Genomic DNA, 16845 nt, shown 5'->3' with positions numbered 1-16845 from the left:
CAGGTGCGACACCTATTGAGGAAAGACTTGGTCCAACTGGCTTCCGCCGGAGACAGCTGAAGATCATATTGTTTTACGATTCGGCGAAATCGCGCCACGTATCCGCACTTTCCAGATGGTGGCAACCACTCGTCCGGGCCCTGGGCGCCCTTACTTCTTAGTGGAATAGAAAAAATATCCTAAAAAGCATCAAAAACCTATGCCAGAAATCGAAACCTGGTTTTTCTTGAGCATACATGCATATATAGTGGAATTACGAAGGTACTATTTTACCAATTGGAAATTGCGTGCTGAACAGCGTCTGCATAGAGGCAAATATCAAAGTAGACAACACGGGGACGAAGATAAGTCTTCCGGTGATCGTCACCCAAGATGGTTTACTGAAAAGTTATTTGGATTATTTGATCGTTCATCGATACAAATCTCGGAGCTGGAAAGACAGGAGCGCGTTTGCGGTTCGACTCCTCATCGATTACACGAATCAGAATAAAGACTGCTTTGAAGCTCCTCACCAACTGTTTCGGGAGTTTTCAAACAGCCTCTACACCGGAACGATTGGCGAAGACGGTAGCGATCCGAGTTGGCTGCGGTGGAAACCACGCGAGGATAAGGACGCGAACTTTCTAATCAGCCTGATAACACAATACACAGACTGGCTCTCTGAGCAGTATGAAGAGAAAAAGCTTCAGATAAACCCAACGGTGAAACCTACTCGTTACGAGGAGTGGATGGGCCTCGCAGCCTTCTACCAAAAGAAACGGCGGGCTTTTCTTTCCCACCTTTGGGCTAACAAACCAGCCCCTGCTTATTTCCGGAAGGTTATGCCCAGGACGGTGTCGCGTTCTAACGACAATGAGGGTAAGAAAAGCTTTCCTCCTGGACGAATTGACGACCTCTTGTGGAATGGCCTTACGCGATATGGCTTTGAAACGAGCGACGTAGTTTATGAGCGCCTGGACCTGAAGAATGTGCTCATTACCATGCTGATGCATTACGGCGGACTCAGGCTCAGCGAGTGCTTTCACCTTTGGTTAGAAGATGTCGTGCCGTGGGAGGACGGAACCGCACTGGTCAAAATTTTTCATCCCGATAAAGGGCGGCCCTGTCCAAACGGCCCCAGCAGGCGCGAAGAGTTGCTCAACAAGTATGGGATGAAACCGCGATTTGAATATTCGAAATCCCATACGCTGCATGCAGGTTGGAAATCGCCCAAAGAGGACAATGAAAGTCGCCACTTTCTTCAGGTTTGGTGGTTTCCAAGAAGTGCTGGTGAAACCTTTAACGACCTTTGGCGGCTTTACCTGACCTACCAGCGATACCCCGATGGCGGTAAACATCCGTTTGCATTCACGACGCAATCAGGCGCTCCACACTCAATCAAAGGCTATAACCAATCGCTTAAAAGAGCCGTTGAGAGAATTGGTTTACCGTTTTCAAAAGAAGCGGGAACGACAGCACACGCCCACCGACACTCGTATGGGCAAGCTCTGGCTGATGCAAACGCTGATTCTCTGATCATTAAAAACGCCCTACACCATAAATCGATAGAAAGTCAGCAGGTCTACACCGAACTCACTGATACGCAGATGCGTGCGCATTTGAGCAGATTGTCGCCCGAGCACGGCTTAATTTCTCCAATCAAGAAAGGACTCACTCATGGCAACTAAGTACGCCACGCTCGCCGATGCATCAGAAGCCGCTCAGCGCTTGGAATTCAAAACGCAGCCGGAATACAAGAGGGACTACAAACAAGATCCGAAGCTGCCAGCAAATCCCAACCAACTCTATGCCGGAGATTGGGATGATTGGTATAGCTTCCTTGGCACTGAACACCCCGGTGAGAAGTACGCCACTGTCGCCGAGGCGTCCGAGGCCGCTCAACGCTTGGGATTCGAAATAAGAGATGAATACAACAAGGGCTACAAAAAAGACCCGAAGCTGCCAGCAGCTCCCGACAAACACTATGCCGAAGATTGGGCTGATTGGCCCAACTTCCTTCGCAATGAGCGCCCTAGAGAAAAATACGTGACGCTCGCCGAGGCGTCCGAAGTCGCTCAGCGATTGGGCTTCAAAACACGCACCGAATACCATGAGGGCTACCAAAAAGACCCGAAGTTGCCATCGAATCCCCAACGAAGTTATGCCGGAGAGTGGGATGATTGGTATAGCTTTCTTGGCGTTGAGCGCCCCGAGAGGTACGCGGCGCTTGCCGAGGCGTCCGAAGCCGCTCAGCGTCTGGGGTTCAAAACGCAGCAGGAATACTATGAGTGCTACCAAAAAGACCCGAAGTTGCCGTCCAATCCCTCTGTTTTCTATGCCGAAGATTGGGCTGATTGGTACAGCTTCCTTGGCAACGAGCGTCCCGAGAAGTACGCGACGCTCGTCGAGGCGTCAAAAACTGCTCAACGCTTGGGGTTAAAAACACAGGGGGAATACTATGAGGGTTACCAAAAAGACCCGAAGCTGCCAGCAACTCCCGATAAATTCTATGCCGAAGATTGGATTAGTTGGTACAGATTCCTTGGCACCGAACGCCCCGATGGGAAGTACGCGACGCTCGTCGAGGCGTCCGAAGCCGCTCAACGCCTGGGATTCAAAACGTCCACAGAATACTTTGAGGGCTACAAACAAGACCCGAAGCTGCCACGCCATCCCGACGGAACTTATCGCAGAAATTGGGGTGATTGGTATAGTTTTCTTGGCAATGAGCGTCCCAAAGAAAAGTACGCGACGCTCGCCGAGGCCTCCGAAGTCGCTCAGCGCTTGGAATTCAAATCAATTAAAGAATACCTGAAGGGCTACAAAAAAGACCCAAAGCTGACAGTATCTCCCTGCGACTTCTATGCCGAAGATTGGGATGATTGGTACAGCTACCTTGGCATTGAGCGTCCCGTGAAGAGGTACGCGACTCTCGCCGAGGCGTCCGAAGCCGCTCAATTCTTAGAGTTTAAATCAGGGGCGGAATACTATGAGGGCTACAAACAAGACCCGAAGTTGCCAGCACAGCCGAATAGAGCTTATTCCGAACATTGGATATCTTGGCCTCACTTCCTCGGCAATGAAAACGCCATTTATCGAGAACTGACCAGCAAATACCCCGAGTTTTGGAAGGCCATACAAAGTTATGTCGAGGCTGGTACAGGCCAATCCAACAAATACTCACATTTAAGAGCATTCCTTAGATTTTACGTGGACAAGTTGGGCTTTGTTGACGATCCGGGAGCCATGTTGTCAAGGGATATCCCGTTTAATGAGAGAGCGTACGAAAACTTTATAAATGCCACCGCAGATACTGTAAAAAAATCACGGCATAACGCCTGTTCCGCTTTTTTCGAGTGGATTTTGGAGACTTATTGCTCTGACGAGGACGATAACGGTGAGCTGATAGTTCTGCCCGGCTACCGCAATCCTCTTAGAACAGTTCTCAAGGGTTTGTTAGATCAGTTACCCAGTTACAAGCGCAGTGAATCAGACAAGCCTCCATTGCCCATGGATGCCATTGTACGAGCCAAGCAGCATCTGATTCCGCTGAAGGCGACGTCGTTTCGCGATCTCTATCAATTGCATCCCTTCCTCGAAGACTGCTGGTTCGGGGTTGATCCACAGTTAATTGATGACAACGATCCAAACTGCATTTATCGAGTGGTCCAAAAAGAGCGGAAGCGAGGTCGCAAGCGCTATATTGAAGAGGTGCACGAGTTATGGTCGCCCGTAAAAATTGTCGCAAACTACACATTGCTATCCATTCCGTTGCGAGGACAGCAAATCTGTTGGCTCGACAGCGGAGAGGGAGATGAATTTATTCCGTTATGGCGTGATGGGAAGGTTCACTGGATCGAAAATCCAAGTCAGCTTGCGACCCGAAAGCGGAATAAGGGCTTTATTCAGAAAGGGAACAATGACGGTGAGTTGAGCGCCTACATCACGACGAACAAAACCGGAAAGAAATTGGGCGGCTACGATATTCCGTTCATGCCGGAAGATCTGGCGTATTGGATTATCCAGCTTCGGGAGTGGCAATCCAAATACAACCCAATCGAAGAACTGACACTGTGGACGCAAATCAACCCGCAGCAAAGGATACACAAAGACATCCTCAAAAGGCGCGGTAAACAATCGTTCCTGTTCCGAGACCCGGCCTCACACGCCTGTGATGAGAAGGCGTCGCCCATGCGTACGACAACCGCGTTTACACGAACCCTGCCTGCTCTGTTGTTCCATAGTCAGAGGCCAGGCGCGGACCTCGCTGAGAAAATCGAAAAAAAGAGCAGCGTGGATTACAAGAGCCAATTTACACCTCATGCTCTCCGCGTCAGCCTTATCACTGCCTACATTGTCGACGGCAGAGCGCCCATAGCCGTGATTTCAAAGCTGGTTGGTCATTCCTCTCTGGTGATGACAATTTACTACACAAAGGTAGGAGCCAGCAAAATGCGGCTGGAGATGGCGGCGGCTGAAAAACGGGCACTTGAGCAGAGTCACTATCGTTACGAAGACCTCATCCTCCAGAAGAAAATCGAAGAGGCGCGTCCGGAATTAATCGCCACAGACCGACGCATCATGGATCAGTGTCTGACACCTAATTGGCCTTCTGGAGCCTTCCAACTTATGAGTTTCGGAATCTGCCCCATGAGCGGCAACAAGTGTGACGAAGGTGGCATGGCACTGGTTGAGCGGAAGGTTGAAGCACAGTACGCACCGGTGCCCAATGGCTACCTTGGGACTCGAAATTGTCCCCAGTGCCGCTTCTTCATTACCGGCCCGGCGTTTCTGGGCGGTTTGTCGGCCATTGCCAACGAAATCATTCTGGAAATCAATGTCACCCGCAATGAATACCACGAACTCGAAGAAAAAAGGCAGACGCTCGATGACGAGCGGTACGATGCCGAGTCTTCGGGACAGTTTTTTGGTAAAGAGCGAACGCTGAAAAAGATCACCTCGGCGTATGAGGAAAAAGCCAAAAAGCTCGACACGCTTCTCACGGATCTCCAGCACTTATACCGCCTGATTTCTCAATCTACCGAACTGCTGAAAACCTCCGAGACAGGCCAGCACCAGCTGATCGTCAGCGGCAATTACGTGGAAATGGAGATGCATTTGGAGGAGCAAAGCAGCGAATTTCGGTTGCTCGCTGAAGTCTGTGCCAACGCTGAAATTTACGAGAGTGCCAGTGCCTCCAGAGCACGCCCCCTGCTCAGTCAGATGCTCGACAAATTGGCGGACACCAATGGGATTGCACCCGCGATATTTCGGTTGACCGAGGATCAGCAGCTCAAAGCTGCCAATCAGGTCGTCCGGCTGATTATGCAAGTGACACAGAATAACTGGCACGTCGCTGACCAGTTGATCAATGGGCAAATCACCTTGGAAGATCTCGCCGAACCACTACAGCTAGGTGATGTGCGCCAAGAGATCGAGTCAGCCATGAACGGGTCTTTGAAATTCCCGCTAGAAATCGAGGGCTGCAATGAGTGAACCGAGCGAAGTCTACGAGGCCATACTGGGCCAACTGAAAAATTCTCGTTCCAGGAAGTCCCTGGAGGCCCTTCACGCCGTTTGCAAGGAACATCATGAGTCAGGCTCGGTTGATTTCAGAATCTCAACGATTGCGAAGCTTGGAGCCAGTCGTGGCGCTCCTAGCGAGCAGACCATCCGAAACAAAACCGGAGAACATTATAGAGCGGTCATTGAGGCTTGGCAGGCGCTTGGAGACCAGAAAAAGAAAGCGATCAAAGCACAGACCACGCCCTCGGGCGAGTACGATTGGGTTGATGAGGTAAGCAATAAAACTCACCGCTTCCTCATACTCGACCTGATTTCGAAGGTCCGTAAATTGAGGGCCGAAAATAAAAGGTTTGCATCGATCAAGAAATTGGAAATTGACTACCGAGCGGGTGCTGAAGACAAATCTGAATCGCGGTTACCGAGCCTGTTGAATCACGAGATTGATGCATTGAGAGACGCCATCTCTGAGGAGTCCCTTAAATTAAAGGGCTGGACTAAAACAGAACGTGGCAGCATCAAGGACCAAAACGGCAAGGTTGTCCTCAGAAACGGTTTTGTGGATGCCCTTGAAAAAGCGTTGAGTATCGGGAATGACTAACGGACAAGAGAAAGCTCGCGAAAACCTTGTTGCCTTTCAGCGTTGGACCGCTGCGAAAACCGATGACGATTTAAAGCAAATCGTCTTTCGGGGCCAGCTAAACCGTGGCGAAGTCGCCGCTTGCGGCGCGAGGGCAGAGCCCTCAATTAAAATCGAGGCTAAGTCCGTTTTTTGATAAAAGCGGACCTTTTTTGTCGCCGAGATTCCGGGAGATTAAGCACGCTGAGGTCGCAAAGCGAACATTCGGATTCGTGAGTAAATCCGGCGCTTTGTTTTCAAAGCGGACCTTTTCTACGGCTGCTTTTGCGCTTCTCCGTGTCGCTGCTGCATGTCCCTTTCGAACGTCTCTGTGAAGGAGCGGCCCCGTTTGTCCATCGGCCAATCAATCGTCATGAACGGCAACAAATCAAACAGCGCAATGTTCGGATCAATCGACGCTTCCTGCCTGACCGACGCGACATACGCCACCGTCAGCGGTTTCTTCAAACCGTGTCTGTCGACGTCGAAGAAAAACCAGTAGCCTCTGCGCCACTTCTCCATCGCCGATGCGTCAGATCGGGTCGCCTTCTTTGGCCAGGCAATCATGCGGTGGCGTGGATAAATGGGCGGACCAAACTGCGCCTGTAGCGCTTCGTAAGTGATCCCGGCAGGCAGGTTTCTGATCTCCTCATCGGTGAAAAAATGAATGTCTGAGGGCAACTCAAACGACTCGGCGTCGGCCTGAGCGACATGCGGTATCAGCCCCACGAGAACCAGAATGGGCAGCAAGTGCACGATCGGCGGCTTTGATATCCGGCGTCTCACTGGGCTTCTTGCCTTTCGGCTTCACGGGCCCGAATCACCGCGAGACCTTCGGCCTGTTCTTCTGGGCTAAGCTCCGAGTAGCGCTTGGCCCCGAACAGATCAATAATGTCCTCTCTCATTTCTTTGAGTTCTCTCGTCGATCCTGGCGTCTGTCTTGAATTCAGCGCCACCTGCTCGATGTAATCCAGCACCGTCATGTATTCATACTGCTCGGTCACCGGGTTATAGGTCTTCGTCACCGCATTGAAATCCAGCTTGTGCTCTTCGGAGTAAAGGTCGGATTCGTCAAAGAAGAGAAAATAGAAGATTTCGTTGTACAGACCGCGCTTGATGGCATGGCTCATGAAGTGTTTATCACCGCACGTCAGCTCGTGTTTGTGGTCGTTCAGGATAGTGATGATCTGTTCTTTGGAGGGGCTATCTAAACCAAGGGCATCCTCAGCAAAGTCTATTATTGTGTGTTTTACATTTGAAGCTTTGTCTCCGGGCTTCAGATACATGTAACAGATGCGTTCAGCAAGTATTCCAAAATCGATATCTGACTTTAGCCGAGTTGAGGCGCTGGCCAAGGATGCCACAGACATCGGGGCCGCAAGACAGGCGCAAAGCAGAGCAAAGAAAATCCGTTTCATGAGGGCGTCATCCCTGTGTGGTGATGACTAAAACTCTGCCACAGCAGGCTCCTTTGGGGAAGGAAACCCGTCTCGCCAAAAGGTCCGCTTTTTATCAAAAGCAGTCCTGACAGGCACCGTAAAACACGTCTCGAACATGTTCGCTTTTGTTTAAAGAGCCTGAGCTTAACTGAACGTCCAGAAAGGTCCGCTTTTGAAAACAGAGTGGACGCAAAAGTGGGGTGATTTTTTTGCGTGCTACTACATGAACAGAAGTCATGCCATGGTTTCTTTCAGCTAACTTTTGGGATTTTAGATTAGTATGCTTACTAAACCTAAAAACGCTAATTCACTCACTCATACGATCATTTGGGATATTTTATATTGTTATAGTGCTCCTATTTAGGCTTAGCTCGACAGGCCAGAGATTGACCATATCGTTTGCAAACCGTTCTCTTTTCGCTTGGGGCCAAAGCTGTGCGCCACGCTTCCAGGCCCAATTAAGAGGGACCACGTGGTCAATGTCGATCTCGCTACTGTTCTGGATGACGTTGCCCGTGAAGGGACTTATCCAGCGACCGGTGACGACTCGACACTCTTTGTCTGTAGCGAATCGCACCGTAGTGCTGGAAGTTTCGATTAGTGCCTCGGCCCGACTGTTCTGGCAATCGCCATCTGCGTCATCCCACCCATTGCCAAATGCTGATCTCGCGTAGGACGTTGAGCTGGCCTCCGTCGGCTGAGTTGATTGGTTTTGCACCAATGTCTTTGGTAAGCGTCCGCCACTTGTTACGCAAGCGTCAACGGAGTCAAAAGGCTCAAAATCCCGGGTTCGTTCGTAATAAGGGCTTGCGGGTGGATGGCAAATGCCAGACGACGTCTTCTTGACCACGGCTGCACTGGCAACTCCGGACGCGATAAGCAGCATTACAGCCAACAGAGAATGCTGGAAATACTTCACTGACTTCCCCTATATCTCAAAAGCACAGACCCGAACGTCATGTTAAAGACAATGGTCACCGGTATTCTCTGTAGGATAAATCCCACCCGCCTTTCGGATTTATCCGCTTTAGGCGGTCGGCTGAAAACCAGACAATGCGGTCGAGCCGTTTGATCAGGATGATCAGGGCTCAACGCCGGCAAGGATGCCTGGCAAACGCGACACCTGCCAAGTGGTGTGACTCGCCGGGGAGAGGCCTGGTGTCCACTTCTGTTGTTGATTCCTTTCCACTTCGGCCGAGACGACGCGCATTTTAAATAGCCTGCTGTGCCGACGAAAGACCCGTCAAAGAAAATATTTCCAAATGATCGGCTCAACTAATTTAGCCGCCGTTTCACACAGTTGTGGGGCCGGTGTCGGGTCCAACTTCTTCGCTATGACCACAAAGCGGACCTTTTCAGATAGGGGCCTGCCTAATCCGCTATTCGGAAATAAAGCGCGCTGAGGTCGCAAAGCGGACATTAAGATTTTGGAATAACGCCTTGGCTTTGCGGCGTGCCGGAGCGACAGCGTAGGAGCGTTCGCCAACAGCCACAGGTTAGTTGATAGATGGTTATGCAACGAGGTTCCAGTAGCGATTCTTAAGGCAATCCAAGAACCAGCGAAGGTCAGGCTTATGCAATGATCTGGCCCTTATGACAGCACCCTTGGTAAACCTGGCCCGTATAAGAGAACAACAACTGCCCATCATGCTTCATCAAACAGTTCAGACTATAGTATGCATTCCTGCCTGCACATCTCTGTCGTGCCGGCATAGAGGATAGGCCTGGCTGCCGGTCTGTATCAACCGATCCGTCCGGGTACTAGCACTCTGGCAGTCGGCCGCCACAGTATCTCTCTGCTCCCTTACCAAGCCAATGTGTCCCCGCAGCGCCTCGATGCACATCCCTAACCCGTCGGGCAGCCTTTGAACGCAGCATCCCTCACACTGGTCCTCCGCATTTCACTTCAATGATTTTCGCCCTCCCTTCGCATCCAACCATAGTATGTAGCCCAGACAGGTTCGCTGAAACTCCCTAGCAGTCATCCCGGTTTTGTGATCCACGCTGATAAGAGGTTTCTAAATCCGAAAAATAGTCGCTATTACAACTTCATCAGCCACCTCACACACACCGCGACCTCGGATTTTACCTCGCGCAGCTGCACCCAGCTGCGCCAGGATTCTGTGCCACACTTTCCCGATTGCTAAATTGGCTCACGGTTTGAAGATCACACGCTCTACTAGCAAAGCACAGGTCTAACTGAGTAACGGGTGTCGCGCATTTCTGCACACCTACCCTCCCGGGCTTCAGAAACAGGTCCACTTGCCTTATGTACCGTTACCGTCCTAAGGATTCTTCAAGACCCACGTAAGCCAGCGACGCCACTGCCAGTAGAATTGTTCTCTGCTATTACCACTGAGTTTCAGATGGCCGGGATTGCCGGCTTCGCAAGCAAAAAAATGGCCCCACAAGGGGCCAAAAGGATCGCAACACAATGCAATGGGAATCTCTAATTATGAATAATATCTGGAAGCCAGGTAGCCAAATCATCTAAAACAAAAACCGCAAAAAGAACCAACAACTGAATAATAATGAACGGAAAAACGCCAGTATAAATATCCCTGGTTTTAATAGCGGTCGGACATACGCCTTTAATGTAAAAAAGAGCAGGTCCTACTGGAGGAGTCAAAAAAGATGTTTGAAGACACAAAGCGAATAAAACCGCAAACCAAACAGGGTCAACACCTAAACTAAAAACAGTTGGGGCAACCAGGGGAAGAACTATAAGCGTTATCTCAATCCAATCAAGAAAAAAACCCAAGACAAATGTTAACAGCAAAATACAAATTACGACACCCGTCGCACCAAACGGAAGATCAATTATTAAATTTCTAATTACGTCGTCCCCACCAACACCACGTAAAACTGATGCAAATACGGTTGCTCCTAGAAAAATACCAAATATAAATGCAATCGTTCGGCTCGTTTGATGAAGCGCTGCAGATACAACCATTATATTCAACTGCTTGTTAAGCCCTGCGAGAACTAGAGCTCCAGCAGCTCCAATAGCCGATGCCTCGGTTGTAGTGGCAATACCGGAGACAATTGAACCAAGAACGCCAAATATTAAAGCGAGGGCTGGTAAAGCGGCCCGTAAAAAACCAATTAAATAACGAATTGAAAAATTTCTAACGGTGTCTTGCGATGGGGCAAAGCTAGGTCTTAAATATGCAGAGGTTACAATATAGAGTATATATCCAAAAGCCAGAAGTAACCCCGGGACAACTGCAGCCATAAAAAGCCGTCCAACAGAGGCCTCGGGTGTACCGAGTCTATCAGCAAGCAACACCAACATAATACTCGGTGGAATGATTACCCCTAAAACACCGACAGCTGAAGCCGTCCCTACCGCCAAACCCTTATTATAACTTTGAGAAAGCATAGGGCCGATAGAAAGCATTCCTAATAGCACCACAGAAGCGCCTACGATCCCGGTCGAAGCCGCCAAAAGAATTCCTACGATGACAACTGATACCGCATATCCTCCCTTCAGAGTGGAAAATAGGCCAGTAAGCGAGTGCATCAATTTCTCAGCAACTCCTGATCGATCAAGCATGATCCCCATAAAAATGAACATTGGCAACGCAACCAGCAATTCATTTGCAACCAACCCGTAAATTCTCGCATCTAAGGAACCAATAGTTCCTTGCCACGTAAACCAAATATCCGAATTGAAATACTCAACTAACAAGAATCCTATGATCGCAAACAAAAAACCGGCTGCAGATAGCGCCCACGCTACCGGTAAACCCATCAGCAGAAATAGGAAGAAGCATCCAAACATCGAACTTACAAGAACTTGCTCACTAATCATATAGTTAACCGATAAATCTGCAATAATATTACTATTTTTTTGGTTTTCCGAGCACTAAAGCGATATCTTTTATAAGTCGAGAAACCAATGAGAGCATCAACAACAGGATAGAGAATGGAATAATACTTTTAAGAATAAACCTATATGGCAACCCATCGGGAGCCATAGACGATTCACCTTTAACAAATGAATTCCAAGCGTACTGTACAAGAGTTTCAGTCATAAAAACTAAAAGAGGAATTACCAAAACGCTAATTAATAAAAATTCAATTAAAGCTACGCATCTAACGGGGAGCTTCTCTGACAAAAAATCTACGCGCACATGATCGTCTGTAACAACAGCGTATGATAAAACTATCAACATGGTCGCTCCAAACAGGTGCCAAGATAACTCCAACATGGCAGCTGACCCGCTATTAAACAAATAACGACTAAAAACATTAAATAATACGACGAGCAGAACCACTAACCAAATCCATGACACCGCCTTCCCTATCAATACAACAAAACTATCTATATAGAAACTTATATACTCTAATTTTAACCCGCCTTTTAAATGGCCTTCCTTTTTTTTAACCACCCTGCCCCCAGATGTTTTAATAAAATATATAACCCTCACCAATATTAGGGAGAGCTCACCTACTCTCCCTAATACCTCAGATGTCAATATTTGTTAGGAAGATAACCTTGCTGAGACCATTTTTTATAGGACTCTGAGAACTCAACCTGACTTCGTAAAACACGCGCAAACGCCGCACTGTTTTCACTATTCTTCGACAGTACTTGGTCTGTTATCTCTTTCAATTTAGTCAAGTCATTTTCAGAAAGCTGAATTGGCGAAGCCCCAGCTTCATTTATGGCCTTAATTGCCTTACCTTGCAAAAATTCGGTTTCAGAAAGGGTATAAAGTGTTGCTGCCTTACAAGACATTTCAATCAATCTTCTAGTGGGTACCGCCAACTCATTCCATTTGCCCTTATTTATCATGAGGTGAGTTGCAGTGCTCGGCTGGGCCCAATCTGGAACCATGTAGTATCTCGCAATCTCTGGAAAGCCAAACTTTAAGCCCACAAGAGGTTGGCCTAGTTTTGCAGCGTCCACCACACCACGTTCCAACGCCTGATAAGTCTCCGCTGCAGAAATTGAAGATACATTTACTCCAAGTTCAGAAAGAACATCTGCGCCAAAGCCTGCAATTCTGAAGTTCAGGTCCTTAAGATCCTCGATAGAACTGACAGGTGATGTAAACCACCCACCCAATTGAGGTCCGGTAACACCACAAAGAATTGGGTGTATATTTCTCTTACTATAAGCATCAACTAGCAGTTCTTCACCGCCGCCGCTATAATGCCAGGCGATATAGTCTATTGGCCCCAAATAAAAAGGGATATATGAGAAAAGTGAAGCTTCAGGCATAGAACCCTGATCATATGCTGTATAAGTGAACCCTGCTGGATACGTTCCTTTTTCAACAGCACTGCTTACCTCAAATCCCGGTATGAGCTCACCCGGCTCATAGGTTCTCAAGGTAACGTGGCCATTCGAAATTTCGCTGAGCCATTTTGAAGCATGAACTATTGCATCAAGACCGGGAACTGTAGTGGGTGCGCCAGTAGGAACTTGCCACCGCACACGCTCAATCTCTTGAGATGACACGGGCGCTGCACCGCTACAAAAACCACTCAACAGTACTAACCTTAATGCCAACTTTTTGGCAGTCCCAGACTTAATTCTTTTTTGTATGTATTTTATGTTAATCATTTCTTTAACTCCTTTATTAGTTTTGTTAATTCAGCTTCTACCAAAAAAATTATAGGATTTCTGAAAGCCTTATCTCGTTCTTTCATATAATGTAACTACAGCTGCGCTACCAAGCCCTAAGTTATGCTGTAATCCAAATCGGGCATTGTCGACCTGACGAGCTCCAGCGTTCCCGCGCAATTGTTGAGTCAACTCAAAACACTGAGCCAGCCCAGTTGCGCCCAAAGGATGTCCTTTTGAAAGAAGACCACCGGAAGGATTTGTAACGAACGTTCCACCGTATGTGTTATCACCATCTTCAACTAAACGCTCACCCTCTCCTGGAGAACAAAGACCAAGAGCCTCATAGGTGATAAGTTCGTTTTGAGCAAAGCAATCGTGCAACTCAATTACGTCAATATCTTCAGGTGCCACTCCAGCTTGCTCATATACTTTTTCGGCCGCCAACTCCGTTAGGCCGGCTCCAACCAACTTAATCATGTCTGGACCTTCGAAAGTATCTTGCAAATCGGAAACCATCGCCTGCGACCTGATTCGAACAGTTGCATCTAACCCATGCTTCAACGCAAATCTTTCCGAAACCACGACAGCAGCTGAAGCTCCACAGGTTGGCGGACATGCCATCATTTTCGTCATTACGCCTGGCCAAATTGATTGAGCATGAAGCACTTCTTCTGTAGAAACTTTTTTCCGAAAAAGCGCCTGAGGATTGTTGAAAGCATGATCACTGGCTTTTGCGCGAATTCGAGCGAACGTTTCGAGCTTTGTTCCGTAAAGATCCATATGAGCCTTCCCTGCCCCGCCAAACAACTTTAACGTTACCGGCAAATCACGCTTATCGAAAAAGGCTTCATCAGCAATCATTAAATCCGTATACCCATTTTTCTAAAGGAGAGGGTCGATCACTAAAGACTTGCTCAAGTGCGCCAGGTTTCATCTGTTCAAAGCCTAAAGCTAAGACACAGTCGGCAACACCGCTTTCTACAGCCTGTCGCGCTAAAAACAGGGCGGTTGATCCACTCGCACAGTTGTTATTTACATTGATAATGGGAATTCCGGTCATTCCAACACGGTAAACGGCTCGTTGCCCTGAAGTGCTGTCGCCGTAGACATACCCAACATAAGCCTGATCTAGATGCTTGAGTGAGAGTCCAGCGTCGTTTAATGCCAGCAAAAGTGCATCGGAGCCCATTCTGTCATACATTTCAGAGAAGCCCGGTTTCGCAAACGGCACAAGACTTGTACCAGCGATGAACGCCGCCATTTGAAAGCCTCCTATCAAAATAAATATTTCAAACTTATAAAAATACCGATCCTTAGTTATTAGCTAGCTACACTTTCCGCACTCAACCAATGCGAAAGCCGGTAAATTGTATTAGCTCTATCGAAGACATCTGACTCACCAAAGGCACCGATATCAAACCATTCTTTTAGCCACAAACGGATATTAGTTTCCTATTTCCAAATCATCCCCCCTCAAAAGGGGGGGGGCACGCTTCGCAAGGTAAATTCAATTAAGTCAATAAATTCGATCTTGCCAATTTCAAACTTAATTGTTATTTAGAGAAATTTATTCTCATCGTGAATTTACACTTTTACTTATTTATTATTATCAAAAACACTAGCACAATATATTATTTAAATATTAAAATTCATACTTTGACTTTCCAATAGATTTGCTAAACTCTACACTCCACCAAGTAAAATCCCCCGTTGGCAAGATACTAACGGGGGCAAAATGTCGATTTATATTCGGGATAAGACTTTATTCTATCCAAACATTTTCATATACGGCACGTCAGAAAACATACTGCACCATTCCTTGTAAACGAACTGCATCACCCTCCTCACCACTTTGTGTTCTACGACTGTGATAACCGGCCTCAACGCCATAGTTGATACGCTTAGCAGGCGACCAAATATAATTTAGGTAGATGCTTTCCGCTCTGTCGGTCGCTAGCGAAGACATTGCACCCTGGCCAACTGCATCATCCAAGTCCACCTTTGCAATTCCATAAGCAACATTCACGTTTCCGGTACCAACCGAAATCGTCATACCAACAGTGCCGCCAACACCCTTAATTCCCTCTACAGACCCGCTAGCGTCAATAAATCCGGCACCACTAGGTGACCCGTAAAGATAGCCCCCCAATCCATCACCATGAGTAAATGCGCCCCTAACCCGGATTTCTCATAGCTACTCAGCCAGTCTCGCAGACTGAGCGGTTTACCGCCATGACCGCTCAGATGAAGCCATCACAGCCTGATAATTGATCAATTTCTGTTGTCCGGACATACTGCCCCCTTTCCCCCATTGCGTCGGGCCGGGGGAGCCCGAGCATCTATCCCGGAACCAGGCGACTTACCAGATCCGTGAGTTCGTGCTTGTAAGGATAGGCGTCACTCATCAGCACCCGGACTCGACGGGTATTGCGGATGATGACTGCGCCAACCTTGATCAGCTTCAGTCGCAGATTGCCAGCACTCATTCGTTCGAAGGGTGTCTTTTTCAGGTGCGCTCGTAATCGCTCGAACAGGGTGTAAGCGAAGCCGGACAAGATCAGCCGCCATTGATTGGTCCACCACCGGACGCTCGATGTTCGATCCGCGAACAGGTACAACTGCTGATCCTTGATCCGGTTTTCCATATCGCCTCGGGCGCAGTACTGCTCGTAGTAGAGCTTGAAGCCGTCATCGTAGCGGGAGCTGATGACGAAGCGAGGGTTGGAACCCAGCTCGCCTTCTTCCAGGCGGGCCACCACCCAGCGAGGGAACTTCCAGGAACGCGCCTGATAGCGGAATCGGTAAACGGCAGAGACTTTTTCACCGACTTTCTGGTGCGTGTCCCGGACCAGTCGTGAAGGCGCTTCCACATCCTTGAGCAACCGGCTGTTCTTGCTGATGCCGACCAGGTAATCCACATTATTCCGGTCGCACCAGCTCAATAGGCGAGGCCGATAGAAGCCACTGTCACCTCGGAACACGATGCGTGTATCGGGCCAATATTGCCGGATGAACTTTACCAGCAGGGCCAGAATGGCCCAGCTGTGGCGGCTGTCACTGCGGCTGCTGGTGCGCAGGTAGCTCACCAGCAGGTGACGGCCGCAGAACACGTACAGCGGAAAGTAGCAGTGGTGGTCGTAATAAGCGTTAAAGAACTTGCCGGGCTGGTCGCCATGAACGGGGATATCGGTACCGTCAAAATCCAGCACGATTTCCTTCGGCGGTGTCTCGTGCTGTTCGATGAAATGCTGCCACAGCAATTCGTGGGCCTTGACCACCGACTGACGGGTTACTTGCTGCTCCATTCGGCAGAGCGTGGACTTGCCGGCCAAGTCGCGCTCTTTGCCGACCGCGGTTTGCAGAGCCTGATCAAAACGCAGCGCTTCATGATCGTTCAGATCTTCGTATCCTGCAGCCACGCCGAAGACCCGTTGCCGAGTCATGGTTTCCAGCTTGTGGCGAACCAGCACTGGATTCCGTGAATCGTTAAGCACCGAGGCCAGGCGCTGAGTCAGACGGTGCTGTTTGTCGACTTCCCGAAGCAGGAGCAACCCTGCATCGGAGGTGATATGACCACCGGAGAAATCGGCTTCAATTTGGCGGCGAGAGAGTGGCGAGAAGGTCAGTTTTTCAGGTAACATTTTGGATAGCGGCTGTTGGTTCAGTGGTGATGGTGTAAGGTCCTGAAACCATAGCACTTTCAGCCG

At 48.8% G+C, this 16845-nt stretch carries 11 protein-coding genes and 1 pseudogene; 3 read left to right on the top strand and 9 right to left on the bottom strand.

Annotated elements, in window-relative coordinates:
- The first annotated feature begins 287 nt into the window (after positions 1-287).
- From gmtY to gmtX, 3 genes are read left to right on the top strand one after another with little or no spacing between them, the layout of a single operon-like run.
- Entirely contained in the window at positions 288-1667 is a 1380-nt protein-coding gene (gene gmtY, locus ACP86_RS13835) for a gamma-mobile-trio recombinase GmtY (protein WP_053114469.1), read from the top strand.
- Positions 1657-5475 carry a VPA1269 family protein gene (locus ACP86_RS13830; protein WP_053114467.1) on the top strand — a complete coding sequence of 1273 codons (3819 nt, stop codon included), beginning with the start codon at positions 1657-1659 and terminating at the stop codon, positions 5473-5475. Before gmtY ends, ACP86_RS13830 begins: the two co-directional genes overlap by 11 nt.
- Entirely contained in the window at positions 5468-6103 is a 636-nt protein-coding gene (gmtX, locus tag ACP86_RS13825; protein WP_053114465.1) for a gamma-mobile-trio protein GmtX, read from the top strand. The genes ACP86_RS13830 and gmtX overlap by 8 nt, the downstream gene beginning before the upstream one ends.
- A 291-nt stretch (positions 6104-6394) precedes the next feature.
- Here the strand turns inward: gmtX and ACP86_RS13815 are convergent, their stop codons facing one another.
- The 9 genes and pseudogenes from ACP86_RS13815 to ACP86_RS13775 form a co-directional block, all read right to left on the bottom strand.
- Positions 6395-6871 (bottom strand): hypothetical protein, encoded by a 477-nt coding sequence (locus tag ACP86_RS13815; protein ID WP_141201891.1) that lies wholly within the window; start codon positions 6869-6871, stop codon positions 6395-6397.
- A 32-nt stretch (positions 6872-6903) separates the two neighbouring features.
- The gene (locus ACP86_RS13810; RefSeq protein WP_053114458.1) at positions 6904-7539 is read right to left on the bottom strand and encodes a hypothetical protein; all 636 of its coding nucleotides are present in this window, start codon (positions 7537-7539) and stop codon (positions 6904-6906) included.
- A gap of 358 nt (positions 7540-7897) precedes the next feature.
- Positions 7898-8446, bottom strand: a complete 549-nt coding sequence (locus tag ACP86_RS13805; RefSeq protein ID WP_053115536.1) for an HNH endonuclease family protein — start codon at positions 8444-8446, stop codon at positions 7898-7900.
- A gap of 1563 nt (positions 8447-10009) precedes the next feature.
- The gene (locus ACP86_RS13800) at positions 10010-11374 is read right to left on the bottom strand and encodes a TRAP transporter large permease (RefSeq protein ID WP_053114456.1); all 1365 of its coding nucleotides are present in this window, start codon (positions 11372-11374) and stop codon (positions 10010-10012) included.
- Between the two features lie 31 nt (positions 11375-11405).
- On the bottom strand, positions 11406-11954 hold the full coding sequence (locus ACP86_RS13795; protein ID WP_053114454.1) for a TRAP transporter small permease subunit: 549 nt from the start codon (positions 11952-11954) through the stop codon (positions 11406-11408).
- A gap of 83 nt (positions 11955-12037) precedes the next feature.
- Positions 12038-13135 (bottom strand): TRAP transporter substrate-binding protein, encoded by a 1098-nt coding sequence (locus ACP86_RS13790; RefSeq protein ID WP_053114452.1) that lies wholly within the window; start codon positions 13133-13135, stop codon positions 12038-12040.
- A 69-nt stretch (positions 13136-13204) separates the two neighbouring features.
- A pseudogene (locus tag ACP86_RS13785) lies at positions 13205-14399 on the bottom strand (lipid-transfer protein).
- Between the two features lie 534 nt (positions 14400-14933).
- Positions 14934-15191: a hypothetical protein gene (locus ACP86_RS13780; protein ID WP_053114449.1), complete on the bottom strand. Its 258-nt coding sequence runs from the start codon at positions 15189-15191 to the stop codon at positions 14934-14936.
- A 286-nt stretch (positions 15192-15477) separates the two neighbouring features.
- Complete coding sequence (locus tag ACP86_RS13775; RefSeq protein WP_053114403.1) at positions 15478-16779, bottom strand: IS1380 family transposase; 1302 nt, start codon at positions 16777-16779, stop codon at positions 15478-15480.
- Between the last annotated feature and the right edge of the window lie 66 nt (positions 16780-16845).

It is taken from the genome of Marinobacter sp. CP1, from assembly GCF_001266795.1.
Lineage (GTDB): Bacteria > Pseudomonadota > Gammaproteobacteria > Pseudomonadales > Oleiphilaceae > Marinobacter > Marinobacter flavimaris.
The sequence above is the reverse complement of the archived record's forward strand: the minus strand, read 5'-3'. Positions and strand labels throughout refer to the sequence as shown.

What these genes read in the sequence shown, in the direction of transcription:
- ACP86_RS13830 (WP_053114467.1), top strand. Translation starts at nt 1,657, where the DNA reads ATGGCAACTAAGTACGCCACGCTCGCCGATGCATCAGAAGCCGCTCAG.
- gmtX (WP_053114465.1), top strand. Translation starts at nt 5,468, where the DNA reads ATGAGTGAACCGAGCGAAGTCTACGAGGCCATACTGGGCCAACTGAAA.
- ACP86_RS13810 (WP_053114458.1), bottom strand. Translation starts at nt 7,539, where the DNA reads ATGAAACGGATTTTCTTTGCTCTGCTTTGCGCCTGTCTTGCGGCCCCG.
- ACP86_RS13805 (WP_053115536.1), bottom strand. Translation starts at nt 8,446, where the DNA reads ATGCTGCTTATCGCGTCCGGAGTTGCCAGTGCAGCCGTGGTCAAGAAG.
- ACP86_RS13800 (WP_053114456.1), bottom strand. Translation starts at nt 11,374, where the DNA reads ATGATTAGTGAGCAAGTTCTTGTAAGTTCGATGTTTGGATGCTTCTTC.
- ACP86_RS13790 (WP_053114452.1), bottom strand. Translation starts at nt 13,135, where the DNA reads ATGATTAACATAAAATACATACAAAAAAGAATTAAGTCTGGGACTGCC.
- ACP86_RS13780 (WP_053114449.1), bottom strand. Translation starts at nt 15,191, where the DNA reads ATGACGATTTCGGTTGGTACCGGAAACGTGAATGTTGCTTATGGAATT.
- ACP86_RS13775 (WP_053114403.1), bottom strand. Translation starts at nt 16,779, where the DNA reads ATGTTACCTGAAAAACTGACCTTCTCGCCACTCTCTCGCCGCCAAATT.